Genomic DNA, 25,242 nt, shown 5'->3' on the forward strand with positions numbered 1-25,242 from the left:
GGTCTCCTTGGGGACGGAGGGGTGTGGGCGTACCTCAGGGGGTGGTGAGGTCGAATCTGGCGACCGTGACGGCGCCGCCCAGGGCTTGGGTGGCGTAGTTGAAGATGCCGAAGCGGTAGCCCATGAAGAACTGCCAGGCGCTGTTGAGGGTGAACGCCGGCCCGAGCGTGGTGAAGGTGCTGCCGTTCGTGCTGTAGGAGAACGTCGCGGTGCGGCCGGAGCCGGGCCGGATGTCGGCGGTGACCCGTAGCCGGATCCGGCCGCCGGTCACGGTCGCGCCGGCGGCTTCGGTGCCGGTGCCGGTGGTGGCCCAGGTGGAGTTCATGGTCAACCCGTTGGTCATCGAGACTCGGGTGACGCCGTTGTCCTTGCGCACGCCGATCCAGGCCGAGGAGTCGCGCAGCATCGCCAGGCCGGCCCGGTCGCCGTTGGCCATCTGCGAGTAGTCCAGTTCGATGGTGGCGGTCGAGGTCGGGCCCTGGATCCGATGGGTGAGCGTGTTCCGGGCGTTGTACAGATCGTTGGTGACCGTCGCGGTCGACAGTCGCAGTCCGTTGCCGACGCTGAGCTTGCTGGTGTCGGGGTTGTGGTTCCACTCCCAGCGCGGTCCCAGCGTGCTGCCGGTGAACGTGTCCGGGCCGATCATCGACTGCACGGTCTTCGACGTGGTGATGTTCGGCTTCGGGTAGCTACTCCCCCAGCGGCCGCCGACGGTGGTCAGGACCGGCCAGTCGTTGCTCCACGTGATCGGGGCCAGCGTCGGCACCCGTCCGCCGGGGTAGGCGTCGGTGAACGCCATGTACCACCAGTCACCGTTCTGCGTCTGCACGAGCCCGCCCTGGTGCGGCACTCCTCCGCCGGAGATCGGCCCGGGAAGATCGAGAAGAACCTGTTTTTGCTCGTACGGACCCCAGGGGCTGGTGGAGCGCAGCACGTACTGGCCGTTGGCGGGACGGGTCAGCCAGATGTAGTAGTAGTTGCCGCGCTTGTACATGCGTGAGCCCTCGAGCGTGCCGATGCTCGACGGTGTGGTGTAGACGGTCTGCGACCGCACCTGCGATGTCAGGTCCGAGGACAGCTGGGCCACGCTGATCGTGCCGTTGCCGTACGCCACATACGGGGTGTCGTTGTCGAACAGCAGGCCGGCGTCGTAGTAGCAGTTGTTGATCCGGGCCTTCTTCGACCAGACGCCGTCGACCGCCGACGCGGTGTAGACGTACGTGCGGTTGAACTCGGTGCACCCGAGCCAGTAGTAGGTGCTGTTGCTGGGCCGGTAGTTGAACGCCGACGCCCAGATGCCCTTGACATACGCGCGGCCGCCGGACAGGTCGTACGCGCTGGAATCGAAGTCCAGCCGTGGCACCGAGTGCCCCGCGTACTCCCAGTTGACCAGGTCGTACGAGCGCAGGATCGGCGCACCCGGCGAGTAATGCATGGTCGACGCCGAGTAGTAGTAGGCGTCCCCCACCCGGATGATGTCGCCGTCGGCGAAGTCCTGCCACACCACCGGATTGGCGAAGGTGCCGGCGGACGGCGTGCTGCCGATCTTGACGAGCTGCCACTGCTGGTTGGCGCCGTTCCAGTCGCTGTACTGCACGATGTTGGCGCCGTCGGCGGTCGCCGCGCCCTGGACCTCGACGGCCTTGCCGCTGTTGCGGTTGATCAGCTGGATGTAGCCGTCGAGGTCCTGGACGCTGAACTGCTGGTTGGCGGCGTTGTTGTCGGTCCACTGCACGATCGCGCCGCCGTCGGCGGTCGAGGCGCCGGAGACGTCGAGCACCTTGCCCGAGTGCTTGGACCTGAGCCGGTAGTAGCCGCCGCCGGAGTCGACGAACTGCCACTGCTGCTGCGCCTGGTCGTTGCGCGCCCACTGGGTGATCCGCGCTCCGTCGGTGGTGGCCAGGTTGTACACGTCGAGGGCTTTGCCGCTGTTGCGGTTGACCAGTACGTACGACGCGCTGGTGTCGATCGTCGCCGCGGACGCCGGCGACGCGGTCGTGAGGGTGAGCGCCACGCTGAGGACGGTGGTCAGGGCGGCGGCGAGCAGGCGCCACAGCTTGCGGGGGAGGTCGGGGCGAGCCCTCATCGTCTACTCCTCGAATCGGGTGCACATGCGGGTCTCGGCACCGGAGTGGGAGGCCGGCACCTAAATGAGAGCGCTAACATTCGCGAGGCGATATTGCCACACGATTTCAGCCGTTTCAATTCCTTAACCGCGTGACCAGCGCAGATGCACTCTCATAACTGTTTCTTGCGGATTCTCTCCGTCAATTCGCGCGAAAAGAGACGTCGGCGGTTCTGTTATGTGCGGGCCCGGGCCGGAGTCGGATCAATCCGCGAGGGCGGGGCGGACGAGAAAAGATCCGTCGGCGCGGAACGCCGCCGTGCCGTCGGACTGATCGACCCACAGCTCGTCGCCGCGGTGCCGCAGGAACCAGCCGGGATAGTTGGACGATTCGAGCGTGATGGAGCCGGCGGTCTGACCGGGCCCCGGGCAGAACGTCGCGTCCCCACGGAACAGTGTGGAGCCGTCGGCTGGGTTGAGTCGTAGCCGCCAGGACGCATGCCGCAGGTAACCGCCGCCGCCGGCCGCCCGGAACGAGAAGCACCGCGGATCGTTGAGCCCGGCCACCACCCGGAAGCTCGCCTGTCGGCGGGCGGTCACCGTGTTACCCGCGTCGACCTGGGTCAGCATGCCGAAACTGCCGGCCGCCGTGACATACCGCCCCGTGGCGTTCGCTGACTCCAGCGACACCGGTCCGGTCCGCAGGACGCCGGTTCCCGCAGCCGAGGCCGGCGCGCTCGCCGCGATGCTCGACGGGCCGGGTGTCGGCGCCGCGATCGATCTCGGCTGTGGGGTCTGCGCGATCGTCGCCGGTTGCGGCGATGCCGGGTCGGCCAGGGTCACCGCGCCGGCGGTGGCGCCGACGATCAGCGTTCCGGCGGCGACCGTGGCCAGGACCGGATGCGCCGCGGCCAGCGGGGCCAGGTGCCCGAACACCCCGGCCGGGGCGGCGGCGACGGTGGCCCCGCCCGCGCCGCCGCCTTTGGCCAGCACCGCCGCCGTCAGCGTGGCCGGCACCGGGATCAGCGCCAGGCCGGGCAGGAGACGGTCGGCCGGCAGCAGGTCGCCGGTCGCCCAGGCGCAGACCGCGCAGGTTCGGACGTGGCGGGCCAGCCGTTTGCGCCATCGCGGGCCGGGCGTCCCGCTCCAACCGGCCAGCTCGGCGCCCAACGCCGGGCAGCGGGGCTTGGCGTCGAGCGCGGCCACGATCGCCCGGCTGAGCTCCAGTTGAGCGCGCATGCGCTGCACCCGGACACCGGCGTGGGCGACCGTGATGCCCAGCGCGTCCGCCAGCTCCGGACGCGACAGTCGCTCGGTCACCTCCAGCCACCACAGTGACAGCAGGATCCGGTCGTCCGGGTCCAGCCAGCGACCGGCCCGTTGCACCTGGCGGCGCTGGACCGACAGCTCGACGCGCAGGTCGGTGACCTCTTCGAACCGCGCGTCGGCGTCGGGAATCTCCGCCGCGTCCTGCAGCGGCGTCACCCGCGCCGCGTCCCGGTCGATGCGGTGCCGGTGCGTGCTGACCTGCCGCAGAGCGATCGCCGCCAGCCACGACCGGAACCTGTCCGGGGACCGCAGCGACCGCAGCTGCCGCAGGGCACGCACCATGACGTCCTGCGTGACGTCGTCGACGTCAGGGTGTCCGTCGAGGACCTGCCGCACGATCGTGTACACCATCGGCAGGTGCGCCGTGACCAGCTCGCTCAGCGCGGCGCGGTCACCGGCCTGAGCCGCCCGCACCAGGTCGGGTCCGCTCGTACGGGTCACTCCCATGTCGTCCCTGTCATCACCGGTGATCCTGCCCTAACGCATCGATGCCCCGGCGAACTGCCACCAGTTGAGATTGAACAGGTAGCCGCTGCCGCCGGTGAAGCGCAGGTACAGGTCCCGGGTGCCGGTAGCAGCGCTGACCGGGCAGCTGACGGTGGTCCAGATCTGCCAGCCGCCGGTCGCCGGAACCGTGCACGTCCCGGCGAGTGTGCCGGTGGCGCTGCCGAGCCGTAGTTCGATGCGGCCGCCCGCGGCCGCGGAGGCGACCCGTGCCGAGAACGAGGTGGCACCGGTTCCGAAGGCGACGCCTTTCACCTTGATGTAGTCGCCGTTGTCGAGGTAACCGACGTTCATGCCGCCCTCGCCGGAGCGCTCGGTCTCGACGCCGGAACTCCAGGCGATGGTCTCGGCCTCCTGCCGGACGAACGGGTTGAGCGTTGCGACCTGTGGCGCGCCGCTGGTGGTCATATTGATCGCCGGTATGGTGCCGTCGGTGTCGTAGCTGAATCTCTCCACGGCGACCGAGCGGGTGTATCCGCCTCCGCCGGGCAGCGCGCCGTTGTGGTAGAAGAAGTAGGAGCCGCCGTTGAAGTCGATGACGGCGGGATGGTTCGTGAAGCTGCTGCCCTGGGTCGGCATGACCGTGCCGCGGTAGGTCCACGGCCCGGTCGGGCCCGGCGCGGTGGAGTAACCGATGAATTCCGAGCAGCATTTGGCGGCGAACACGTTGTAGTAGAGCCCGTTGCGTTTGTAGACCCAGGGACCTTCCTCGTACAGCGTCGGCCGGCCGGCGTTGCCGGTACGGGTACCGAATCCGGAGGTGGTCAGCGGGATCTGGGTGACGGCGCCGCTGTAGCTGATCATGTCGGGGTTCAGGCGTACGTACCAGAGATTGGGGTTTCCCCAGTAGAGGTGGGCCTGGCCGTCGTCGTCGAGGAACACCGTCGGGTCGATCTCGCCGTTCTCCGCGAGCGGGCGCCCGATCGCGTCGGTGAACGGGCCGGTCGGGCTGGTGGCCACGCCGACACCGATAGCCATCCGGCCGGTCGCGCGGTTGGTGACCGGGACGTACCAGTAGAACCTGCCGTTGCGCGCGACCACCTGACCGGCCCACGCGTTCGCGCTGGCCCAGCTGAAGGTGCCCAGGCTCATCGGCGATCCGTGGTCGGTCCAGTTGACCATGTCGGCCGACGAGTACACCCGCCACTCCTTCATGGTGAAGTAGGTCGAGTTGTCCTCGTCGTGACCGGTGTAGAGGTAGACCCGGCCGTTGTACACCAGCGGCGCCGGGTCGGCGGTGTAGACGGTCTGCACGATCGGGTTGTCGGCCCGGGCGGCGGTCGGGAGCACGGCGCTCAGCAGCAGCACGGCCACCGTGCAGAGCATGCCGGCGAACGGTTTCCTGGGCATCAGACGCGACTCCATCGCTGGTTGGCGGCGGCTGTGCAGGTCCACAGCAGGACGAGCGTGCCGTTGGCGGTGAGGTTGTGGTCGACGTCCAGGCAGAGTCCTGAGGCGGTGCCCCGGATGGTGCCGTCGGACTGGGTCGTCCACTGCTGGTTGGCTTGTCCGTTGCAGTCCCAGAGCTGGACCTTGGCGCCCGCGGTGGCGCCGGTCGGCGCGTCGAGGCATTTGCCGAGCGCCTGGACGCTCGATCCGGAGGTGGTCCAGCGCTGGTTGGTGCCGCCGTTGCAGTCCCAGATGACCGGTTGGGTGCCGTTGGCGGTGTTCCCGTTGGGTACGTCGAGGCAGCGTCCCGAGGCGGCGCTGACGATCGTGGTGGTGTCCGACGGGGTGCTCGTCCCGCCGCTGATCCGGTAGACCACCGTGCCGTGGCCGGGGACGGTGGCGCTGATGGTCCCGGTGCTGGTCGTCGTGGCACCGGTCCAGGCGTCCTGCAGTGTGAAGGAAGTGCCGGACTTGCCGGCCGCGGCGGCGCTGGTCGACATGGTCGTGCTGGAGCTGCCCTGGTTGAACAGGGCGACCGCGACGTCGCCGTTGGCGAGTCTCTTGGCCAGGACGCGGCGCGTGCCGTCGTACGAGATCTGGGTGGCCTGCAGACCGAGCGTGTCCTGGTTGATCGCGATGAGCCGGGGGTTCTTCAGGATGGTCTGGGTGGCGGTGCTCATCGAGCGCAGGTCGTTGCCGGCGATCAGCGGCGAGGCCATCATGGCCCAGAGCGCGAAGTGACTGCGCTGCTCGGTATCGGTCATGCCGCCGCGGCCGACCTCCATCATGTCCGGGTCGTTGAACTGTCCCGGCCGGGCGTAACCGGCCAGCGGGACGGTGATGTCGACGATGTTCTTCACGCCCATCGGGTAGCCGTTGGTCTGACCGGTGTCCCAGGCGTCGCTGATGTCCTCGGTGGTGCGCCACATGTTGGCGACGTCGCCCCAGTTGCGCTGCGGTCCGGTCTTGGCGTGGATGCTGTTCGGGTTGATGCTGTAGACGATCGGCCGGCCGGTGGCGGCGAGCGCGTCACGCATCTTGGCGAAGGTGGTCACCTGGTCGTTGATCGTGCCGGTCGGTGAGCACCAGTCGTACTTGAGGTAGTCGACGTCCCAGGCGGCGAACTGGCGGGCGTCCTGCGCCTCGTGGCCCTGACTGCCGGTGGCGCCGGGATAACTGTTGAAGTACTGGGCGCAGGTCTTGTCCAGTGGTCCCTGGTAGATGCCGAACTTCAGGCCCTTGCCGTGCAGGTAGTCACCGAGGGCTTTCATGCCGCTGGGAAAACGTGTCGGGTCGCCCTGCAGGTTGCCGGAGCTGTCCCGGTTCGGGTTGAACCAGCAGTCGTCGACGACGACGTACTGGTAACCAAGGTCGCGCATGCCACTGCTGACCATCGCGTCGGCCATCTGCCGGATCAGCGTCTCACTGATGTTGCAGCCGAAGGTGTTCCAGCTGTTCCAGCCCATCGGCGGGGTGCGGGCGACACCGTTGTCGAGGGCCTGGGCCGCTGTTGCGGGCAGCGTGGCCGCGATGCCGGCGAGGAGCAGCAGGCTCGCGGCGAGCACGTTTCTGATCTTCTTCATCATCGCCTCATCCAGAGCTGTTTCTGTTATCGCTCACACCGATTCGCCCACTGGTCCAGGACTGGACGAGGGGGATAACGACCTCAGATGGGAGCGCTAACAGCTTGATTTGGAAGATTGCCAGGATGTTTCCAGACATTCAAGAGGTCCTTTGACGTCGCATGGTCGGACATCCCCGAAAGGCGCGGCGATCCGCCACCTCAAGACGCGCATCTCCTGGTCAGAGGCTTCCGTCGTGCAAAGAATTCCGCGGCATCGCAGGGGCGACCCGGCAGCAGCCGCTCACATAACACTTCCGGGGCGACAACTTTTCTCGGCAAATCTTTCAGTCACCGTATCGGCACGCACAAACCGTTATGCCGGCACCGGACCAATGGTCGCGTCTTGCATTTCCGCGAAATGCACTGGCAACATTGGATCGCACTGATGGGAACGCTCCCAAATCTGGCTCGAGTCCTCCCCCGCTCGGAAAGGTTCCCCACCATGCCCCTCTTCAGGAAGAGCCGCTCCCTGCTTCTGGCCTCGGCCGCCGCGGGGATCGTCGTCGCGGCCGGCGTCGCCGTGACCGGCACCGCCGAGGCCGCCAGCACGCTCGGCGCCTCAGCCGCACAGTCCGGCCGCTACTTCGGCGCGGCGATCGCCGCCGGCAAGCTCGGTGACGGCACCTATACCGGCATCCTGACCCGCGAATTCAACGCGGTCACTCCCGAGAACGAGATGAAGTGGGATGCCACCGAACCGTCCCAGGGGCGGTTCACCTTCACCAACGGCGACCGGATCCTCAACCAGGGCCTGTCCAACGGATCGAAGGTCCGCGGCCACGCGCTGCTCTGGCACGCCCAGCAGCCGGGCTGGGCGCAGTCGCTGTCCGGCAGCGCGCTGCGCACCGCGGCGATCAACCACGTCACCCAGGTCGCCACCCACTACAAGGGCAAGATCTACGCCTGGGACGTGGTCAACGAGGCCTTCGCCGACGGCGGCAGCGGCGGGCGACGCGACTCCAACCTGCAACGCACCGGCAACGACTGGATCGAAGCCGCGTTCCGCGCCGCCCGAGCCGCCGACCCGAACGCGAAACTCTGCTACAACGACTACAACACCGACGGCGTCAACGCGAAGTCGACCGGGATCTACAACATGGTCCGCGACTTCAAGTCCCGCGGCGTGCCGATCGACTGCGTCGGCTTCCAATCCCACCTGGGCACCGGGATCCCCGGCGACTACCAGGCCAACCTGCAGCGCTTCGCCGACCTCGGCGTCGACGTACAGATCACCGAACTCGACGTGGCGCAGGGCGGCAACCAGGCCGGCGTCTACGCGAGCGTCACCCGCGCCTGCATGGCGGTGTCCCGCTGCACCGGCATCACCGTGTGGGGCATCCGAGACAGCGACTCGTGGCGCACCGGCGAGAACCCGCTGCTGTTCGACAACTCCGGCAACAAGAAGGCCGCCTACACCTCCGTGCTCAACGCACTCAATGCCGGCGGCACCACGCCGTCCTCGAGCACCAGTGCTCCGCCGCAATCCGGTGGCGCGTGCGGCGCGTCGGTGTCGCTCAACTCGTGGAACGGCGGGTTCGTCGCCACTGTCCGGGTCATCGCGGGATCCGCCCCGATCAACGGCTGGACCGTCACCGTGACCCTGCCCTCGGGCAGCGCCGTGACCAGCGCGTGGAGCGCCACCAACACCGGCACCACGGGCACGGTCAGCTTCCGCAACGTCGCCTACAACGGACAACTCGCGGCCGGCGGCGCCACTGAGTTCGGCTTCCAGGGCACCGGCGCGGGACCCACCGCCACGCCGGCCTGCTCGGCCGGCTGACCCACCTCCATCAAGCCGATCCCGGTGCCGGCCACCACGGCCGGCACCGGGGAAAGGAATCCGCGATGTCCCGACGAAATCTCGCGCCCCTGACCGCGGTCGCCGCCATGCTGGCGATGGCCGCCGCCATGCTCACCGGTGTCCTCGGTGACACCGCCTCCGCGGCGCAGGCCGGCGCCGCGGCCACCACCGCCGGGTGCGGCAAGGCCCCGACGCTGGCCAGTGGCACCCGCACCATCCGCAGCGGCGGCCAGAACCGCACCTACATCCTGCGGATCCCGGACGGCTACGACCGCACCCGCCCGTACAAACTGATCTTCGCCTTCCACTGGCTCAACGGCACCGCCAACGACGTCGCGACCGGCGGCACGGCCGGCACCACCTGGGCCTATTACGGCCAGCAGCGGTTGTCGGACAACAGCGCGATCCTGGTCGCCCCGCAGGGCATCGACAACGGCTGGGCCAACACCGGGGGCCGGGACCTGACCCTGGTCGACGACCTGACCGCGCTGATCGAGGGCGACCTGTGCGTCGACACCTCGCAGCTGTTCGCACTCGGCTGGAGCTATGGCGGCGCGATGAGCTACGCCGTGGCGTGTGCCCGCCCGACCGTCTTCCGCGCGGTGGCGGTCCTGTCCGGAGCCAACCTCAGTGGCTGCGCCGGCGGCACCCAGCCCGTCGCTTACCTGGGCATCCACGGAACCCACGACAGCGTCCTCGACATCTCACTCGGGCGCGGCCTGCGGGACACGTTCGTGCGGAACAACGGCTGCACACCGCAGAGCCCGCCCGAGCCGGCGCGGGGCAGCCTGACCCACGTCGTCACGGCCTACACCGGCTGCCGGGCCGGCTATCCGGTGCGGTGGGCGGCCTTCGACGGCGATCACACCCCGGAACCGGTGGACGGTTCGACCAGCACGAACGGCGCCCGCACCTGGACCGGCGGGGAGATCTGGAACTTCTTCTCGCAGTTGCCCAGCACGACGCCGACCTCACCGGCGCCGTCGGTCACCCCGTCCAGCACCCCCAGCGGCCAGCCCGGCGCCTGCGCCAGCACGTACCGGGTGGTCAACAGCTGGCAGGGCGGCTTCCAGGCCGAGGTGACCGTGTCCAACACCGGTTCGGCCGCCACCACCGGGTGGCGGGTCAGCTGGACCCTGCCGGCCGGGCAGTCGATCAGCCAGGTCTGGAACGGCTCGCTGACCACCGGCGGCGGCACCGCCACGGTCACCAACGCGACCTACAACGGCTCGCTGGCACCCGGCGCCGGCACCAGCTTCGGCCTGCTCGCCAATGGCAACGCGGCCACCACACCGACGCTGACCTGTGCTCTGAGCTGAGCCGGCGGCCGTCAGCGGGTCCCCCTCCGGCGCCATGATGACCCACGTTCGTCGCCCGGCTCCGGGATGCCGACCGGTTTCGCGCTCAACGGCAGCGCCCGCGGCGGCCGAACGGCCGCCGAGTCACCGCCGACAGCTCCCGGCAGCCGCGCGACGCGGCCGCCGGGAGCCTCGTACGACGGCGCCGCGATCCTTGGCCGCGGCCTGATGCGGCAAGCTCGCCACCCTGCTCACGCCGGGCGAGTGAGCGCGCCGCTCACGGTGACGAACGATGCGGCCGGCAGATGCACGCGCAGCCGGTCGCCGGTCACCGACACGCCGTCGTACCGGCGCGGCGCGACCACCGAGGGCGCCTGCGGCGTGTTGTGGTCCGGCAACGCCGCGGCGGTCAGGATGAGCGCGTCGACCCTCTCGACGCCGCCACCGCGCAGGTCGATCTCCACCTCGGCGGCCTTGGCGGCGTCGAGGTTCGACAGCGAGACGAGCAGGCGGCCGTCCTTGCGGCTGGCCGACATCGAGACGGTGGTCAGGGTCGTGTCACCGACCGGGCGCGTGGGCGGCGCGGTGCGGTGGTCGACCCGCAGCGACGTCGCGTCCTGGTGGTCCCGGTTCATCCAGAAAACATGGTAGGTCGGGGTCAGGACCATGGCCTGCGAGTCGGGGTCGGTCAGGATCATGGCTTGCAGCACGTTCACGGTCTGGGCGATGTTGGCCATCACGAGCCGGTCGGCGTGCCGGTGGAAGATGTCGAAGTGCACGCTCGCCACCAGCGCGTCGCGCAGCGTGTTCTGCTGGAACAGGAAGCCCGGATGGGTGCCGCGGGCGACGTCGAACCAGGTGCCCCACTCGTCGAGAACCAGGCCGACGGTCCTGTTCGGGTCGTAGCAGTCCATCACCGCCGCATGCCCGGCCAGCACCTGCTCGACACCGGCCGCGGCCGCCATCGTGGTGTAGTACTCCCCGGTGTCGAAGACCGTGGCCGAGCCCTTCTCCTCCCAGGTGGGACCGGTGATCGTGTAGTAATGCACCGACAGTGCGTGGTAGGCCGTGCTGCGGACGCGCTGGCAGCCGAGGTGCCCGACCTGCTTCATCAGCGTCTCGGTCCAGGCGTAGTCGTCGGCGTTGGCCCCGGCGGCGATCTTGTAGAGCCGATTGTCGCCGTAGTCGCGGCAGTAGGTGCCGTACCGGCGGGCCTCCTGCCCGTAGTGCTCGGCGGTCATGTTCCCGCCGCAGCCCCAGGCCTCGTTGCCCAGGCCCCAGAAGCGGACCTGCCACGGCTGGTCCCGGCCGTGGGCCTTGCGCAGCCGGGCCATCGGCGAGTCCCCGTCGCGGGTCAGGTACTCGACCCATTCACTCATCTCGCGCACGGTGCCGGAGCCGACGTTGCCGCTGATGTACGGCTCGGCGCCGAGCAACTCGCACAGGGCCATGAACTCGTGGGTGCCGAAGTGGTTGTTCTCCTCCACCCCGCCCCAATGCGTGTTGACCATGGTCGGCCGCCGGTCCTTGGGCCCGATGCCGTCCCGCCAGTGGTACTCGTCGGCGAAGCATCCACCCGGCCAGCGCAGGTTCGGGATGTTCAGGTCGCGCAGCGCCTCGACGACGTCGAGGCGGATCCCGCCCACGTTGGGGACGTCGGAGTCCTCGCCGACATAGAAGCCGCCGTAGATGCCGCGGCCCAGGTGCTCGGCGAAGTGCCCGTAGACGTGCCGGTTGATCCGCGGGCCGTCGAGGTCCACGTTGATGACGGTTTCGATGGTCAACGGCTGCCTCTCCTACGCGGGATCATGCTGAAGGTGGCCACGACCTCGCCAAGATGCCTCTCAAAGGACCCTGTCGGCAAGCCACACCTCCGATAGTTTCGGCCAATATATCGGCACTTCCGAGACCGATGCGCGAGGTATCGCCGCGCACTCCTCCGGCGACTTTGCATGCTCGATCAGCTGTCACTACGCGCATGAATATCTTGGCATCACTATGAACTACCTCATAGCTCTACCGCCACATTCCTCGAATCGTTCCGAAACTTTCGGTTCCTCTACGGGAGGCTGGGTGGTTGACCAGACCATAGACATTGAAGATGATGGAAGTCTTGTCCCGGCATGCGCGGCCACTGGGCCGGAGCCGAAGCGGCACCGAGCTCCAACCGGGGCATCGACCTGCAGGAACGACCCAGTCCGCCGAACGAGGAGCATCATGGCCAACGAGGGAATGCCGACGGTCGGTCCGGGCGCCACCGGCGACACGGTAAGTCAGGCGCAGCGTGCGCTGCGGCGCACCCCGAACACCACGCTCGTCGTGGACGGCAGCTTCGGGCCGAAGACGGAGGCCGCGACGAGGGACTTCCAGGCGGTGGAGGGTTTGCCGGTGACCGGCGTCGTCGATGAGGCGACGTGGAAGGTGCTTCCGGACGGCAATGCGATGCCGACGCTGCGACAAGGCTCGCAGGGTGACGTGGTCCGCAACCTGCAGCAGGCCCTGACCCTCGGCGCTGCGGGCCTGTGGGAGACGACGCCACAGGGAATCGATGGGCATTTCGGACTGAACACGGACGCTTCGGTGCGTGCCTTTCAGGGCTGGGCGGACCTTCCGGTAGACGGCGTGGTCGGCCAGAAAACCTGGACGGCGTTGCCGCTGGCGCTCGAATTCGTGGTCGGCCTTCAGCACACTGCGAACGAATAGCATCCGCGCCCCCGAATCGCCACGCAGCGGCGTACGCGGCGATCCTGCCCTGACTTCGAGCAAACCGGCTGATCAGCATGAATCATCGAAGGAGCAAGGCGTGCCCCCATCAGAGAACCTGTCGTGCCGCGTCATCGACTTCGAGAAGGCCGACGTCGTCTCCCTCATGATCTATCCCCCGCCGCCTCCGATGCTCGTCGTCGCCGGGGAAAAACTGTTCGCGAACACGCAGGTCTCGCTCAACCCGCGGCACTATGTGCAGAAGCCGGAATACTGGGGCATCGAGGTTGTCGGATGCACCCCCGCGATCGGTCAGCCCGCGATCGTCCCTTACGTCGTCGAGCTCGACCTGACCGGCCATGTCGGAACGCGAGGCATCGAAGTCATCGGAGCGAACCAAACCGAGCGGATCGAGCTTGCTGCCGCGGCCGAGGGCACGCCGCCCGAGACTGCAGTCGACGATTCACCGGCCTGATCACGGGCGCTGGGTCAGAGGCGTCGCCGACCCGCTGTCACGGGTAACCGCACCGCAAGGCTTCGCCGATCAGCCTGATGCGGCTCGAGTCGACGCGATAGCCGGATCGGGAATCCCGGACGGTCGAGTCCTACTCGGTGTCATCCCGGGCGACCTCGAGCGCCCACCAGATCAGTGGAAGCTGCAGCGGCAGGCGGCCGTACGCGACCGCCCGCTTCACCGGCGACGCCCCGCGCCAGTCGTACGCCATTTTCGCGTTCGCGGGGAAGACGGCCGCGAAGAACACCGCCGCCGCGACGCCGCCCGCCCGCCGCGTGCGCGGGTTGGCCAGCGCCGCCGCGACCGCCAGTTCGGCTACGCCGCTGAGGTACGTCCAGGTGCGCGGCCTGCCCGGGAGACTGCGCGGCACGATCGTGTCGAACGGCTCGGGCCTCGCGAAGTGCAGCGCGCCCGATGTGGTGAGCAAGGCGGCCAGGCCCCACGCCTTCTTGGTCATGACACCGACCCTACCCGGCGGTAATAAGCAGGGTCCCGCGTTCTTTCAGCGTGCCAGATTTCATTCGAACCGCCCGGCAGTAACGGTCGTCAGCGAGCCTCCGCGCGCCCGGTCGCTCGATGCTGTCGGCAAGGCGACGTACGAAGCGGGCATCGCCCGCCCTCTCCATTACGACGTCTCTGCCGAGGAGGAGCGATGGATACAACGCAACGTCCGGTGCGGCGGTGACCACGGCTGCGGCGGCGCCGGCCGTGGGAGGCCATTCTGAACGACGGCGCGGTCGCCGTGGTGTGGCGGCTGATCGGGCCGCGAGGGCCGGCACGCCCGCCGGCCGCCGCGGCGAGTGGGTCCGGCACACCTACCGCGATGCGCTCTCCAGGCATCGCGCACTATCACCTCCCGGCGGAGCCCCATGGTCCGATCGCTGGTTCCGCCGGTGAGGACCGCCAGGGGTTCGACGATGTCGCCGATCGCCGCCTGGGCCGTCAGCCTGGCGGCCACCGCGGCGTCCACCTACGCGTTGGACGTTCTGGCGGCGGCCACCGGCGCCGGTCTGGTCGCTTCCGGGTTGCTTGCCGACCTCGGCCATCGATCGGTGGTGGCGTTCCTCCTGGCGAGCTACGCGGTCTGGATGTCCGGGCTGCGCGTCAACCTGAGAGCGAACGGAAGTCTGCTGGCGGCGACGGGGACGAGCACCAACGTGCTGTCCAAACTGGCGTACGACATCACCCGGCGCCGGTTCGGCAATGAGCCCGCCGCTCGGCTGACCGCTGCCGTGGCCTACACCGGCACCGAGATCGCCAAGGAGGTGCCGTACTACCTGGCCGCGTTCGGTGCCGCGGTCACGACCGACTCGATCACCACCGACGAGGCACTCATCTTCCTCGCCGGTGCCAACCTCGGCGCCGCGTTCTACGAAGCCGCACTTGCCCGCCTCACCCGGACCGTCCTCGACAGGGCCCGCGGACACGCGTCGTTCGACACCGACTGGGTGCCGGCCGAGTACCTCACCGACTACTACCGCACCGTCGAACCGGACGAGATCGCCACGATCGCGTTCCTCGTCGACGCGATGCGCCATGCCGAACGCGATCAGCCGATCCTGTACTTCGGGACCGGTCCCACCCTCCACCACGTGTTCGCGTGCGCCGAGACGGCATCCGAGATCCATCTGGGCGACTATCTGCCTGGGAACCTGGCCGAGATCCAACGGTGGATCGAGCGTGCACCCGGCGCCCACGACTGGCGGCCGTTCGTCCGCTACACCCTGCAGTGCGAGGGCAACACCAGTCCGACCGACGACGAGGTGACCGCGCGCGAAGACCTGACCAGGGCAAAGATCACCACCCTGGTACGGGTGGACGCCCGCCGGCCTCGTCCGGTGAACCGGAGCTACCCGACGGTGGTCAGCGCCTACTGCGCGGACTCGGCGACCAACGACCTCGCCACGTGGGAACTGTTCATGCGCCACATCACCGGCCTGGTTCAGCCCGGCGGCCTCTTCCTCACCGCGGCGCTGCGCCGGTGCCGCGGCTACACGGTCGGTGGCAAGACGTTCCCCGGCGCCGACATCGACGAACGCGACCTCCGAGCGGCCCTCCGGCCCGACTTCGAACCGTTGCACGAGGGGATCGAGGTCATACCGACAGCCCAGCACGGTTCCCACGGCTACGCCGCGATCCTGCTCTGCCGGGCACGCCGCGCCTAGCCACCGGCCTCGACCAGTGGACAGCCGCGCGAAACGCGCTCAATCCCGAAGCGCCTCCGGCAATGTGACGACCTCAGATCGTCGCCCGCCTCGAGGCCCGCGAGCTGTTCCATCGCGAGACGAACCCGGAGGACAGGCGTTCCCGGCAGATCGTGCGCACGCCGAGCGGCGACGACCTCTACGGCGAGTTCGAGCAGTCCTTCGAGTTTCCGCGAGCGGCCGCGGCCAACCTCACCGAAGCGGAGCGCTAGCAGCTGACGGCACTGCTGCAGAAGGCGATGCGGGGCTGACGCGCCGGCGAGGGCCGCTGGCGACGGCTTGCCGCCGTACCGGAAACCGATCTTGATCTGCCGGCCGATCGTGCCCTCCGCCTGGAGTGGACGCAACGACCGGCCGGCGGTGGGGTGCAGGCGCGGTCAGCGCCGCCCGACCTCCTTCTCGAAGTCGATGGCGTCCGGAGCCCCGCCGAATTCGTCGGCGATCTCGCCGGCGACGTCGTCAGCCGAGCCGTGGGCGCCGTCGGCGGCCATGGCCGCGTCGGCCCGCGACAGCGGTCCGTGCCCGGTGGTCAGCACGGCGACGCCGATCAGGACGGCGATCGCGCCGACCACGAACGGCACGTGGATGCTCCAGTGATCGACCATCTTGCCGGCCGCGTACGGGGCCAGGCCACCGCCGATGAACCGCACGAAGCCGTAGGCGGCGGAGGCGACCGGCCGCTCGACCGGGGCGACCAGCATGACCGCCTGGGTGGTGAGCGTGTTGTTGACACCGGCCACGATGCCGGAGGCGATCACGCAGGTGATGACGACCCAGCGGTTGTCGGTGAACACGCCGATCAGCACGATCAGGACCGCGAACGCGGTGAGCGCGCCGTACAGCGACGGGGCGGTGCCGAACCTCCGCTGCAGCCAGGGCGCGCCGGTGATGGAGAAGAACGCGAGCAGCAGGCCCCAGGCGAAGAAGACGAAGCCGAGCTGGATCTCGTCGAGCTTCATCGGGTACGGGGCGTAGCCCAGCATGGTGAAGAAGCCCCAGTTGTACAGCAGCGCGGTGATGCCCATGGTGAGCAGGGCGCGGTGGCGCAGCGCCCTGATCGGGGCGAGCAGCGGTGTCGGCCGTGGGGGCTTCGGGAGGGGCTCGACCAGCGTGATCGTCGCCAGCAGGGCGATCGCCATCAGGACCGCCACGCCGAAGAACGGACCGCGCCAGCTGATGTCGCCGAGCAGGCCGCCCAGCAGCGGACCGGCCGCGATGCCCAGACCCAGCGCGGCCTCGTAGAGCACGATCGCCCCGGCGAACCCGCCGGTGGCGGACGCGACGATGACCGCGAGGCTGGTGGCGATGAACATCGCGTTGCCCAGGCCCCAGCCGGCGCGGAAGCCGACGATGCCGTTGATCGAGCCGGACAGACCCGCCAGGGCGGCGAAGACGACGATGAGGCAGAGCCCGACGATCAGCGTGGTCTTGGCGCCGATGCGGCTGGCGATCCAGCCGGTGAAGAGCATGGCGACCGCGGTGACCAGGAGATAGCTGGTGAACAGCAGGCTCACCTGGCTCGGCGTGGCGTCGAGCTTCGCGGACAGGGCGGGCAGGATCGGGTCGACCAGGCCGATGCCCATGAAGCTGACGACACAGGCGAAGGCGACCGCGAAGACCGCTCTGGGCTGTTTGAACAGGGAAAGTCCGGACGCGGCAGGGCCCACCCGGATCACCTCCATGGGATGAGGAACGCAAGCCAGCCAACCGTAGATACATAATGAGGTTATGGAAATAGGATCCGGGCAGAGCCGTGGATCACATCCGGCTTAGCTTCCCATCGGGAAAACTTGCATGATGGGCAAGTTTCTGCCGATACTTGGCTGCGACAAGCACCCGTCGGCCAGGGAGACCCGTCATGAACAGCGCCCCGCCCGGCCTCGGAGCCGTTCGCCGCCGCTGGATCCGCTGCACCGCGATCGCCGCGGTCCTCGCCCTGCTGACCGTCGAACTGGTGCTCGGCTGGCCCTCGCTGACAGACGCCCTGCGTCACCTGCACCGCCCGCACCCGGGCTGGCTCGCCCTCGCGACCGCCGCCGAGATCCTCTCGATGAACGCCTACGCCCGCATGCAGCGCCGGCTGCTGCAGTCCGCCGGCGTCCGTGCCCCCTACCTGGACAACACCCGCCTCGCCTACGCCGCGCACTCGCTCAACGAAACGCTCCCCGGCGGCCCCGCCTTCTCCACCCAGCTCAACTACCAGCAGATGCGCCGCTTCGGCGCCACCCCCGCCGTCGCGTCCTGGGTCATCGCGCTCAGCGGCATCCTGTCCGCCGCCGCCCTGGCCGCCATCACCGCCGCCGCCGCGATCGCCGCGGGCGGCGACACCGACTGGCCGCACCTGGCCGGACTGCTGCTGGCCGCCACGCTGCTCATCCTCGGCGTCCGCCACGCCGCCCGGCGTCCGGACACCATCGCGAAGCTGGCCGGCGCCCCGTTGACCGCCGTCAACCGGCTCCGCCGCCGCCCCGCCGATCACGGGCACGAACGCATCCACGGCTTCCTCGGCCAGTTGCGCACCGCCCGGCTGCGTCCCGTTCTCGGCCTGGCCGCAACGCTCCTCGCCCTGGCCAACTGGCTCCTCGACGCGATCGGGCTGTGGCTGTGCTTCCGCGCCGTCGGCGCACCCACACCCGGCCTGACCCCGACCCTGCTCGCCTTCTGCGCCGCGATGGCCGCCGGAACGATCACCATCGTGCCGGGCGGCTTCGGCGTCATCGACAGTGCCCTGGTTCTCGGGCTGATCGCCGGCGGCGTCACCACCCCCGCCGCGGTCACGGCCGTCGTCCTCTACCGCGTCATCAGCTTCGGATTCATCATCGGCGTGGGCTGGCTCTCCTGGTTGCGGCTACGACGCTCCACTCCGGCCGCGGGTGACGCGACGATGTCACGGCCACGCTGTGTTCCGGCGCGGCGCGTCCGCTCGACCGTGCTGTCCCATCGAGCCACCCGTCCCTGACCGCGGGGCCGACGCGTCCGGGGTCGGCCTTCCGGTCGGCGAAAACATCCGATGCGCGGATCCACAGTCGTCTCTACGGGGCCAGACTGATCGGCGTGGCGGAGGCAGACATCCGCCCCTTCACTGGTGGAGTGCCTCGAATGAGCGGCTGGCAGCTGTCCGGCTACACGCCTGTTCGCCCGCTCGGCGCCGGCGCGTCGGGCAGCGTCGTACTCGCCACCCACGACGAGACCGGCACCCCGGTCGCGATCAAGTATCTGGTGAACTCCCTCGGGGACGACGCTTCGTTCCGGGCCGCCTTCCGGAACGAGGCGCAGCTGCTCGGGGAGATCGACGACCCGCACGTCTCCCGGCTGTACGAATACGTCGAGTCCGCCGACGGTGCGGCGATCGTGATGGAGTTGGTCAACGGGGTTTCGCTGCGGCAGATGCTGCGCGAGCACGGCCCGACCACCCCCGAGTCGGCGCTGTGCGTGCTGAAGGGCTCCCTCGCCGGGCTGGCCGCGGCACACGCCCACGGTGTCGTGCACCGTGACTACAAGCCGGAGAACGTGCTGGTGACCGGGGAGGGGCAGAGCAAACTCGCGGACTTCGGCATCGCCACGCCGGTCGGCCGGGGAACCGGCACCGTCGTCACCGGCACGCCTCGCTACATGGCCCCCGAGCAGTGGACCGGCGCCCCGGCGACGCCCGCCTGCGACATCTACGCCGCCACGGCCACCTTCTTCGAGTGCCTCACCGGCAAACCGCCGTACGACGGACAGAACCTGTTCGCCCTGCACGAACAGCACACCAACGCGCCCATCCCGACGGATCCGGCCCCGGCACCGGTACACGACCTGCTCCGGCACGGCATGGCCAAACAGCCCGCCGACCGGCCCCAGCACGCCATCGCCTTCCTCGACATCCTGGAGCAGGTGGCCGGAGCGGCGTACGGCCCGGAATGGGAGGACCGCGGGCTGCGCGACCTGGCACGCCGGGCCGCCCTGCTCGCCGCGCTGTGGCCGTTCCCCGACGGCAACGCGGGCGCCACCAGCCTCGCCACCACGACGCTCGGCGACACCACGCCCGGCCGCCCCGGCGGCTTCCGCCGTAATCGCAAGTGGACCGCGGTGGCCGCCAGCGCCCTCGCGGCCGCCCTGCTGGTCGCCGGGCTGGGATATCGCTACGCCGCCGACGAGAGCCCGGTCATCGCGGGAGGCGAGGCCGGCCCGACCAGCGCCGGTCCGGCGGTGACCGGGCCGTCCAGCACGATTCCGCCGGCCACCTCGCCGACATCGTCGGCCTCGTCGACGCCCAGCGACTCGGCGACGCAGACCGCGACGACCAGCCCGACACCGACGACGGAACCTGGCGGTTCGTCCGGTCAGTCCCCGTCCGCCCCGCCCACCACCACCTCCCCCACGCCGAGCCCGTCGACCAGCACCTCCCCGTCGTCCCGGCCCGACACCACCGCTCCCACGGTCGGCACCGTCAGTGCGAAACCGACGGCGCTGGAGGCGGAGGGCTGCCAGTACGGCAATCGCACGAGCACCGTCGCGGTCAGCGTCACCGACGACCGGAGCGGCCCGGCCGCGCTGAAGGTCAGCTTCCGCTACACCCTGAGCGGCACCACCTCGACCGTCACGATGAGCTCGGTCGGAAGGAACGCGTTCCGGGGTACGCTCGGCCCGCTGCCGATGCCGAAGACGGCAACCCGCATACCGATCTCCGTCGTCGCCGTCGACGCGGCGGGCAATACGGCCCGGTCGGCGTCACCGACGTACGTGACCCTCGACAACATCTGCACTCCCGGTTAGGAGCACGTCAGTGCTTGCTGCACAGAGGCACCTGTCGACGCGGGGACGGCGGGCGTGACCCGGCCGGAGGAACCCATCGACGACCGGACGCTGCCGGCGCCCGCCGATCCGTGGAAGACCATCGACCGCCCAGTCCCCACGGTGAATTTCGGCGATCCGGACGCGACGGTCCACGTCAGCCCGGCCGACCGGACCGCGTACCTGCCCGGGCCGAACCCGACCGCTTCCACGGTGCACATCCCGCCGACCGCTCCGACCCTGCACGCGGATGTGACGGCGCAGACCGTGCGCGCCCAGGGCGAGACGCGCTTCGGGCCCGGCGTGCCACCGGCCCCGGTGGCCACCCCCGCCTGGCCGGAGACCGCCACGGCCGGGCGCCCGCGTCCGCTGTGGCGCCGGGTGGTGTCCCTGCTCTCCACCCTGTTGACCCTCGCGCTGGTCGTGGTGATCGGTCTCTACGTCTGGCAGCAGTTCCGCCCGCTTGTCGTGGAGAGCGCGGCGGTGGCCGTACCCCAGCCTGCCGGAAACCGCTGCAATGTAACCGTCGACGTGGTCGCCACCGTGCACACCAACGGCCGGCGCGGCGTGATCCGCTACCAGTGGCTCCGTTCGGACGCGGGGCCGGGCGCCCTGCTCACCGAGCAGGTCGGCAGCGGCCAGCGCATCGCCACCCTCACCCTCAAATGGACGTTCACCGGCGTCGGTACGACCACCGAGACCGCCACCGTCAACATCATCGAACCGTCGCCGCTCCAGTCCAGCACGGACGTCACCTACCGTTGCCGACGCGGCTGAGCGAGCCGGACACGATCTCCATGTCGAGTTCCGCATTGTCGAGACGACTCTGAAGCACTCAGGAGCGTCTGGTCAGAAGCAGACGCAGCAGTAGAGCCGGTCCTCGTTGACGACCGCTCGTCGCGCCAGATCCGTGAGAGCGGCGAGAAACAACGTCAGGCTGTCCTCGGCGGCACCGTCGAACTCCGCGCTCGCCCACCGCCGCGCCACCTGGGCCTGCGCCGATGGTTCCAGCGACGCCAAGGCGTCGCGGAGCGTGTCCGTCACCGACAGCACGATCCGTCCGTCGATGTCCTCGTTCCGAGCCGGCGCGATCAGAGTGGCCTGCCGCGGATCGGCGTTCACCTCGTTATACGGGCGCCCGGTGAGAATCTCTTCCAGCCGCGCCAGGCAGGTCGGGTCGACACCCTTGCTCTGCACGACGAGGATCCCCGACTGCGCTACCTGCACCCGGGGCCTTGTCGCTTCGTGCGGCGCGACTCGGTACAGCACCTTGCCGGCCGCGACTTCCTCGGCAGGGAGATCGAGCAGACTCGGCTGCCCCTCGACGTAGTCGAGGGCGGTCGCCGCCACACCGTCGGAGCCGGTGGCGAAGTAGTCGGTCAGAACAGACACCCGATCATCATGGCACCGGGCTCACGGCCCCGCCTCCGTCCTGCCTGGGTGCGGGGCCGTACGGAGTCGCTACGATCTCACCTTCTGCAGGGCGGGCTTGAGGACCCGCCGAGCGGCCCTCCAGAGCCACGTCGTCTTCAGCCGCCGCAGCCGGGACCGGTCCGCCGGCCGGGTCTTCGGCGCCGGGGCGCGGGGCGGGGCGGTGACCCGGGCGTACGTCTCGCCGGTCGCCGGCTCGACGGTCTCCGGTTCGAGCAGCGTGGAGGCCACCGCCAGGTAGGTGAAGTGGCGCAGGATGAGCTCCGAGGACTTGTCGGTCCGGACCGCGGTGGTCAGCGTCTTCTCGACCACGTCGCGTTTGATCAGCTGGGCGATCGGGCCCTGCGCCGTCTCCAGCAGATCGGAGATCGCCTTGACGCCGTCGCCGTCCCAGATCCGGGTGGCGGTCGTCGTGCCGTGGAACGCGGTGACGAACGGGACCTCGGACCACTCCGGAATGAACCGCCCGATCAGGCTGGTGTGCAGGAGGTAGTCGCGCTTCTGCTCCGCGGTGACGCCGAACGTGGCGGCGACGAAGCCCGGGGACAGGAACGGAGTGATACTGCCGATGACGTACGCCGAGGAGTACCACCGGCGAACCCGCTCGATCAGGTAGAGGTAGTCGACCAGGTGCAGGTCGCGCAGCCCGAGCCCCCGGGCACGGTCGAACAGGGCCGCGACCCGCTCCCGTTCGATGTCGATCACTTCCGGAGCGACGCCGTTCCGCGGCACCGCACTGGTCAGGCGGCCCAGCACCTCCTCCTCCGGCGTCTTGCCCTCGACCGTGGGGTACCAGTATCCGGTGGCCAGCTCGCCGCCGACGCCGCTGAAGTTGACCGCGCCGAGGGCGTGCGGAAGGTGCGTCTCCACGGCCGGGCGGATCGTGTAGCTCGACGGGAACTGGAAGTCGTACCGGCGCTGCAGCCGCTCGGTGCGCTCGAACAGGCCGGTCGTGAGCACGTTCGCCGGCGCACCGGTCTTGGCCAGCCGGTGCTCCGGGGTGAGGCCTCGCTCGTCACGCAGGATCTGCATCAGCCGGACCGCCGTCTCACCCTCGACCACGGTGTCGTCGTTGGTGTGGAACTTCGGCAGGTGTCCGGTCGCGAGCAGCGAGGCGGCGATCAGCCGCGAGTCCTTGCCACCGGACAGGCCGAGACTGATCGGCCCGTCGTACAGGTTGCCGACGCTGGTGGCGATGTCCGTGAACGCCTGGGCGGCCAGGTCCAGGGACTCCTCGACCGGCCGGCCCTGCCCGGCGAACCCCGACACCACCAGGTCGTCCACGTTGTACCGGGTCTCGGTGGCGAGGTCCCATCCGCCGTCGGCCCGCCGCCGGCTGGTGATCCGCTGGCCCGGCTGCATCAGGCGGGCGCCTCGCACGGGCGACAGGTCGGCGCCGAAGAACCCACTGACCGCGTACGAGCGCCAGCCCTCGAGGTCGGGCTCCGTCCTGCCGTACAGGAAGGTGGTCAGCAGGCTGGGCCGGCTGCAGAACGCGGTGATGCCGTCGGCCGTGCCGGTGAACAGCCGGCACATGCCGAGCCAGTCCTGCTGGATCACGACGCGCTGGTCACCGTCGAGCGCGATCAGACCGAACGGCGGGAGCACGTCACGGTGGATGTCCGCGCCGCCGAGCAGGTCCCGGGCCAGCGCGACCGGCCCGGTGGTCTGCACACCGACCGGCAGACCCAGCGACAGCGCGGTCACGGGGCCCTCGGCGGCGACCAGCGGCCATCGGTACCCACCCACCTTGGCGCTGGTCAGGAACGTGATTCCCCAGTCCTCGCCGCCGAACTCGTGGCGGACGTACGTGTCGGTCGCGACCGCGGAGACGGCAGCGTCGAAGCGCTCCCGCGCCGCCCGGATCGCCCCGTCGGGTAGGCGACGGTCGCTGAACCAGGCCAATGCCACGTACATATTTCCCCCGTGAACCAAATTTGAATTTGGCTCACGAACCTAATGCTTCGTGGCGGACTCCTCTGCCCTGGAAGATCACGAGAAGATCACGATGAGCACAAAAGAGGCTATGAGTACAACCCGGACGATGTTCGATTTACCCTTTATCAACCGCATGTTCCTGGTCGGGCCGGCCTGGCCTCGCCGTCATGTGCCAGCACCGTCGTCCCGATGTGTGGTTACCTTTCGGAATGCCGCATCCCATCATGTTCGACGAGGCGGACCCGTTGCTGCGCCGGCTTCGAGCGCTCGCGCTGGCCCTCCCCGGAGCGGCCGAGAAGATCTCCCACGGGCATCCCGCCTTCTTCACCACCAAGGTCTTCGCCTATTACGGGGGCTCGGTGAAAATCGACGGCGTCTACCGGCAACACGAGCAGTCGCTGCTGGTGCTGACCGATCCCGGCGAACGGGACGCCCTGCTGGCGGAGGACCGCTGTTACCTACCGGCCTACCTCGGTGCCTCCGGATGGATCGGGGTGGACCTGGCCGACGACAGCGATTGGGATGAGGTCGGGGAGTTGCTCGACGCCAGCTACCGGCGTACGGCCGGGGCGCGCAGGGTGGCCGAGCTCGACTCCCGCCGGCCCTGACCGGGTGCCCGGCGCGGCCTCGCGGCGCTGTCAGGCCGATCCCCGGACGACCACCTTCGTGGGCAGGATGAACGGCTCCGGCTGGACGCCGTCGAGCAGGTCGGTCAGCATGCGGGCGGCCTCACGGCCCAGCGCCTGCACCGGCTGATGAATCGTGGTCAGCTCGGGATCCGTCTGCAAGGCGATCGGCAGATCGTCGAAGCCCATCACGGCCACGTCCTCGGGCACCCTGCGCCCGGCGTCACGCAACACCCGCAACGCCCCGGCCGCCATGTTGTCGTTCGCCGCGAGCACGGCGTCGAGGTCCGGGTGCGTGCTCAACAGCGCGCGCATCGCCGTGGCGCCGCCGGCCTCCATGAAATCCCCGGGTTCGGTGGCGTACGGCCCGAGGCCCGCGAGCGTCAGCGCCTCGGTGTAGCCGCGCCGGCGCTCCCGGCCGACCGCGGTGTCGTCCGGACCGGTGATCATGGCGATCCGCCGGCGCCCGCCGCGCAGGAGGTATTCGGTGGCCGCTCGCGCCCCGCCCGCGTTGTCGGCCTCCACGTAGAACGGTGGTGTCCCCGCCATCGGCAGCCCGATGAAGACGGTGGGCAGTCCGGATCGCGTGGCGATGCCGATCAGCGGGTCGTCACCGCGCAGCGCCACCAGCATCACCCCGTCGGCTCCCCGGGTCTGCAGGAACCTCTCCAGCCGCTGCTGACCGTGACCGGTCGTGGCCAGGCTGAGCACCAGGTGCAGGTCCGTCTTCTCCAGCGCGGTGGACGCACCGACCATGATCTGCCCGAAGAACGGGTCCGCGAACACTCCCGGCCCGTCACCGGAGACGGCCAGCACCACCAGACCGCTCTGCCGGGTCGCCAGAGCCCGCGCGGCCCGATTCGGCGTGAAGCCGAGTTCCCGGATCGCCTTCTCCACCGCGTCGCGTTTCGCGCGGCTCACGTGCGGCCCGTTGTTGATCACCCGGGACGCCACCGTGCGTGACACCCGCGCCCGCTCGGCGACCTCGTCGAGCGTCGGTGGCCGTGCGGGGTCCGGTGACGACATCCGTGCCCCCTCCG

The 25,242-nt window shown here is 69.5% G+C and carries 19 protein-coding genes; 9 read left to right on the forward strand and 10 right to left on the reverse strand.

Features of this window, described 5'->3' with window-relative positions:
- Positions 1-34 precede the first annotated feature (34 nt).
- The 4 genes from CHC09_RS40145 to CHC09_RS40160 form a co-directional block, all read right to left on the reverse strand.
- A complete protein-coding gene (locus CHC09_RS40145; RefSeq protein WP_089298506.1) occupies positions 35-2,086 on the reverse strand; it encodes a family 43 glycosylhydrolase in 2,052 nt (683 codons plus the stop codon).
- Between the two features lie 243 nt (positions 2,087-2,329).
- On the reverse strand, positions 2,330-3,841 hold the full coding sequence (locus tag CHC09_RS40150; protein WP_089298507.1) for a sigma-70 family RNA polymerase sigma factor: 1,512 nt from the start codon (positions 3,839-3,841) through the stop codon (positions 2,330-2,332).
- Between the two features lie 30 nt (positions 3,842-3,871).
- On the reverse strand, positions 3,872-5,248 hold the full coding sequence (locus CHC09_RS40155) for a glycoside hydrolase family 43 protein (protein ID WP_239138759.1): 1,377 nt from the start codon (positions 5,246-5,248) through the stop codon (positions 3,872-3,874).
- Entirely contained in the window at positions 5,248-6,870 is a 1,623-nt protein-coding gene (locus CHC09_RS40160; protein ID WP_373871998.1) for a glycoside hydrolase family 27 protein, read from the reverse strand. The genes CHC09_RS40155 and CHC09_RS40160 overlap by 1 nt, the downstream gene beginning before the upstream one ends.
- Before the next feature lie 483 nt (positions 6,871-7,353).
- On the opposite strand from CHC09_RS40160, the gene CHC09_RS40165 reads away from it, so the two are divergent.
- The gene (locus CHC09_RS40165) at positions 7,354-8,691 is read left to right on the forward strand and encodes a glycoside hydrolase family 10 protein (RefSeq protein ID WP_089298510.1); all 1,338 of its coding nucleotides are present in this window, start codon (positions 7,354-7,356) and stop codon (positions 8,689-8,691) included.
- 65 nt (positions 8,692-8,756) lie between these two features.
- On the forward strand, positions 8,757-10,031 hold the full coding sequence (locus tag CHC09_RS40170; protein ID WP_089298511.1) for a CE1 family esterase: 1,275 nt from the start codon (positions 8,757-8,759) through the stop codon (positions 10,029-10,031).
- 230 nt (positions 10,032-10,261) lie between these two features.
- Here CHC09_RS40170 and CHC09_RS40175 read toward each other — a convergent pair whose 3' ends face one another.
- On the reverse strand, positions 10,262-11,794 hold the full coding sequence (locus CHC09_RS40175) for an alpha-N-arabinofuranosidase (RefSeq protein ID WP_089298512.1): 1,533 nt from the start codon (positions 11,792-11,794) through the stop codon (positions 10,262-10,264).
- Positions 11,795-12,227: 433 nt separating this feature from the next.
- Between CHC09_RS40175 and CHC09_RS40180 the strand changes: the two genes are divergently transcribed.
- On the forward strand, positions 12,228-12,713 hold the full coding sequence (locus CHC09_RS40180) for a peptidoglycan-binding domain-containing protein (protein WP_179277479.1): 486 nt from the start codon (positions 12,228-12,230) through the stop codon (positions 12,711-12,713).
- A gap of 100 nt (positions 12,714-12,813) precedes the next feature.
- A complete protein-coding gene (locus CHC09_RS40185) occupies positions 12,814-13,188 on the forward strand; it encodes a hypothetical protein (RefSeq protein WP_179277480.1) in 375 nt (124 codons plus the stop codon).
- A 130-nt stretch (positions 13,189-13,318) separates the two neighbouring features.
- Here CHC09_RS40185 and CHC09_RS40190 read toward each other — a convergent pair whose 3' ends face one another.
- Positions 13,319-13,684 carry a DoxX family protein gene (locus tag CHC09_RS40190; RefSeq protein ID WP_089298514.1) on the reverse strand — a complete coding sequence of 122 codons (366 nt, stop codon included), beginning with the start codon at positions 13,682-13,684 and terminating at the stop codon, positions 13,319-13,321.
- 460 nt (positions 13,685-14,144) lie between these two features.
- Here CHC09_RS40190 and gntF point away from each other — a divergent pair, with 460 nt between their 5' ends.
- Positions 14,145-15,392, forward strand: coding sequence for a guanitoxin biosynthesis pre-guanitoxin forming N-methyltransferase GntF (gntF, locus tag CHC09_RS40195; RefSeq protein WP_089298515.1), 1,248 nt, complete (start codon positions 14,145-14,147; stop codon positions 15,390-15,392).
- A gap of 416 nt (positions 15,393-15,808) precedes the next feature.
- On the opposite strand, the gene CHC09_RS40200 is transcribed toward gntF, so the two are convergent.
- Entirely contained in the window at positions 15,809-17,098 is a 1,290-nt protein-coding gene (locus CHC09_RS40200) for an MFS transporter (protein ID WP_239138760.1), read from the reverse strand.
- Positions 17,099-17,289: 191 nt separating this feature from the next.
- On the opposite strand from CHC09_RS40200, the gene CHC09_RS40205 reads away from it, so the two are divergent.
- The 3 genes from CHC09_RS40205 to CHC09_RS40215 all read left to right on the forward strand — a co-directional run bounded on the left by CHC09_RS40205 (position 17,290) and on the right by CHC09_RS40215 (position 20,984).
- The gene (locus CHC09_RS40205) at positions 17,290-18,390 is read left to right on the forward strand and encodes a lysylphosphatidylglycerol synthase transmembrane domain-containing protein (protein ID WP_089298517.1); all 1,101 of its coding nucleotides are present in this window, start codon (positions 17,290-17,292) and stop codon (positions 18,388-18,390) included.
- Between the two features lie 140 nt (positions 18,391-18,530).
- Positions 18,531-20,189, forward strand: a complete 1,659-nt coding sequence (locus CHC09_RS40210) for a serine/threonine-protein kinase (protein WP_089298518.1) — start codon at positions 18,531-18,533, stop codon at positions 20,187-20,189.
- Positions 20,190-20,243: 54 nt separating this feature from the next.
- Positions 20,244-20,984, forward strand: coding sequence for a hypothetical protein (locus CHC09_RS40215; RefSeq protein ID WP_089298519.1), 741 nt, complete (start codon positions 20,244-20,246; stop codon positions 20,982-20,984).
- 72 nt (positions 20,985-21,056) lie between these two features.
- On the opposite strand, the gene CHC09_RS40220 is transcribed toward CHC09_RS40215, so the two are convergent.
- A complete protein-coding gene (locus CHC09_RS40220; RefSeq protein WP_089298520.1) occupies positions 21,057-21,599 on the reverse strand; it encodes a hypothetical protein in 543 nt (180 codons plus the stop codon).
- Positions 21,600-21,668: 69 nt separating this feature from the next.
- Positions 21,669-23,555 carry a hypothetical protein gene (locus CHC09_RS40225; RefSeq protein ID WP_089298521.1) on the reverse strand — a complete coding sequence of 629 codons (1,887 nt, stop codon included), beginning with the start codon at positions 23,553-23,555 and terminating at the stop codon, positions 21,669-21,671.
- Positions 23,556-23,785: 230 nt separating this feature from the next.
- Here CHC09_RS40225 and CHC09_RS40230 point away from each other — a divergent pair, with 230 nt between their 5' ends.
- Positions 23,786-24,184: an MmcQ/YjbR family DNA-binding protein gene (locus CHC09_RS40230; protein WP_089298522.1), complete on the forward strand. Its 399-nt coding sequence runs from the start codon at positions 23,786-23,788 to the stop codon at positions 24,182-24,184.
- A 30-nt stretch (positions 24,185-24,214) separates the two neighbouring features.
- Here CHC09_RS40230 and CHC09_RS40235 read toward each other — a convergent pair whose 3' ends face one another.
- Positions 24,215-25,228: a LacI family DNA-binding transcriptional regulator gene (locus CHC09_RS40235; protein ID WP_089298523.1), complete on the reverse strand. Its 1,014-nt coding sequence runs from the start codon at positions 25,226-25,228 to the stop codon at positions 24,215-24,217.
- Between the last annotated feature and the right edge of the window lie 14 nt (positions 25,229-25,242).

The organism is Actinoplanes regularis (genome assembly GCF_900188005.1).
GTDB lineage: Bacteria > Actinomycetota > Actinomycetes > Mycobacteriales > Micromonosporaceae > Actinoplanes > Actinoplanes regularis.

Coding starts and splice junctions, on each gene's coding strand:
- CHC09_RS40145 (WP_089298506.1), bottom strand. CDS start 2,086: ATGAGGGCTCGCCCCGACCTCCCCCGCAAGCTGTGGCGCCTGCTCGCC.
- CHC09_RS40150 (WP_089298507.1), bottom strand. CDS start 3,841: ATGGGAGTGACCCGTACGAGCGGACCCGACCTGGTGCGGGCGGCTCAG.
- CHC09_RS40155 (WP_239138759.1), bottom strand. CDS start 5,248: ATGCCCAGGAAACCGTTCGCCGGCATGCTCTGCACGGTGGCCGTGCTG.
- CHC09_RS40160 (WP_373871998.1), bottom strand. CDS start 6,870: ATGAAGAAGATCAGAAACGTGCTCGCCGCGAGCCTGCTGCTCCTCGCC.
- CHC09_RS40165 (WP_089298510.1), top strand. CDS start 7,354: ATGCCCCTCTTCAGGAAGAGCCGCTCCCTGCTTCTGGCCTCGGCCGCC.
- CHC09_RS40170 (WP_089298511.1), top strand. CDS start 8,757: ATGTCCCGACGAAATCTCGCGCCCCTGACCGCGGTCGCCGCCATGCTG.
- CHC09_RS40180 (WP_179277479.1), top strand. CDS start 12,228: ATGGCCAACGAGGGAATGCCGACGGTCGGTCCGGGCGCCACCGGCGAC.
- CHC09_RS40190 (WP_089298514.1), bottom strand. CDS start 13,684: ATGACCAAGAAGGCGTGGGGCCTGGCCGCCTTGCTCACCACATCGGGC.
- gntF (WP_089298515.1), top strand. CDS start 14,145: ATGTCGCCGATCGCCGCCTGGGCCGTCAGCCTGGCGGCCACCGCGGCG.
- CHC09_RS40205 (WP_089298517.1), top strand. CDS start 17,290: ATGAACAGCGCCCCGCCCGGCCTCGGAGCCGTTCGCCGCCGCTGGATC.
- CHC09_RS40210 (WP_089298518.1), top strand. CDS start 18,531: ATGAGCGGCTGGCAGCTGTCCGGCTACACGCCTGTTCGCCCGCTCGGC.
- CHC09_RS40225 (WP_089298521.1), bottom strand. CDS start 23,555: ATGTACGTGGCATTGGCCTGGTTCAGCGACCGTCGCCTACCCGACGGG.
- CHC09_RS40230 (WP_089298522.1), top strand. CDS start 23,786: ATGCCGCATCCCATCATGTTCGACGAGGCGGACCCGTTGCTGCGCCGG.
- CHC09_RS40235 (WP_089298523.1), bottom strand. CDS start 25,228: ATGTCGTCACCGGACCCCGCACGGCCACCGACGCTCGACGAGGTCGCC.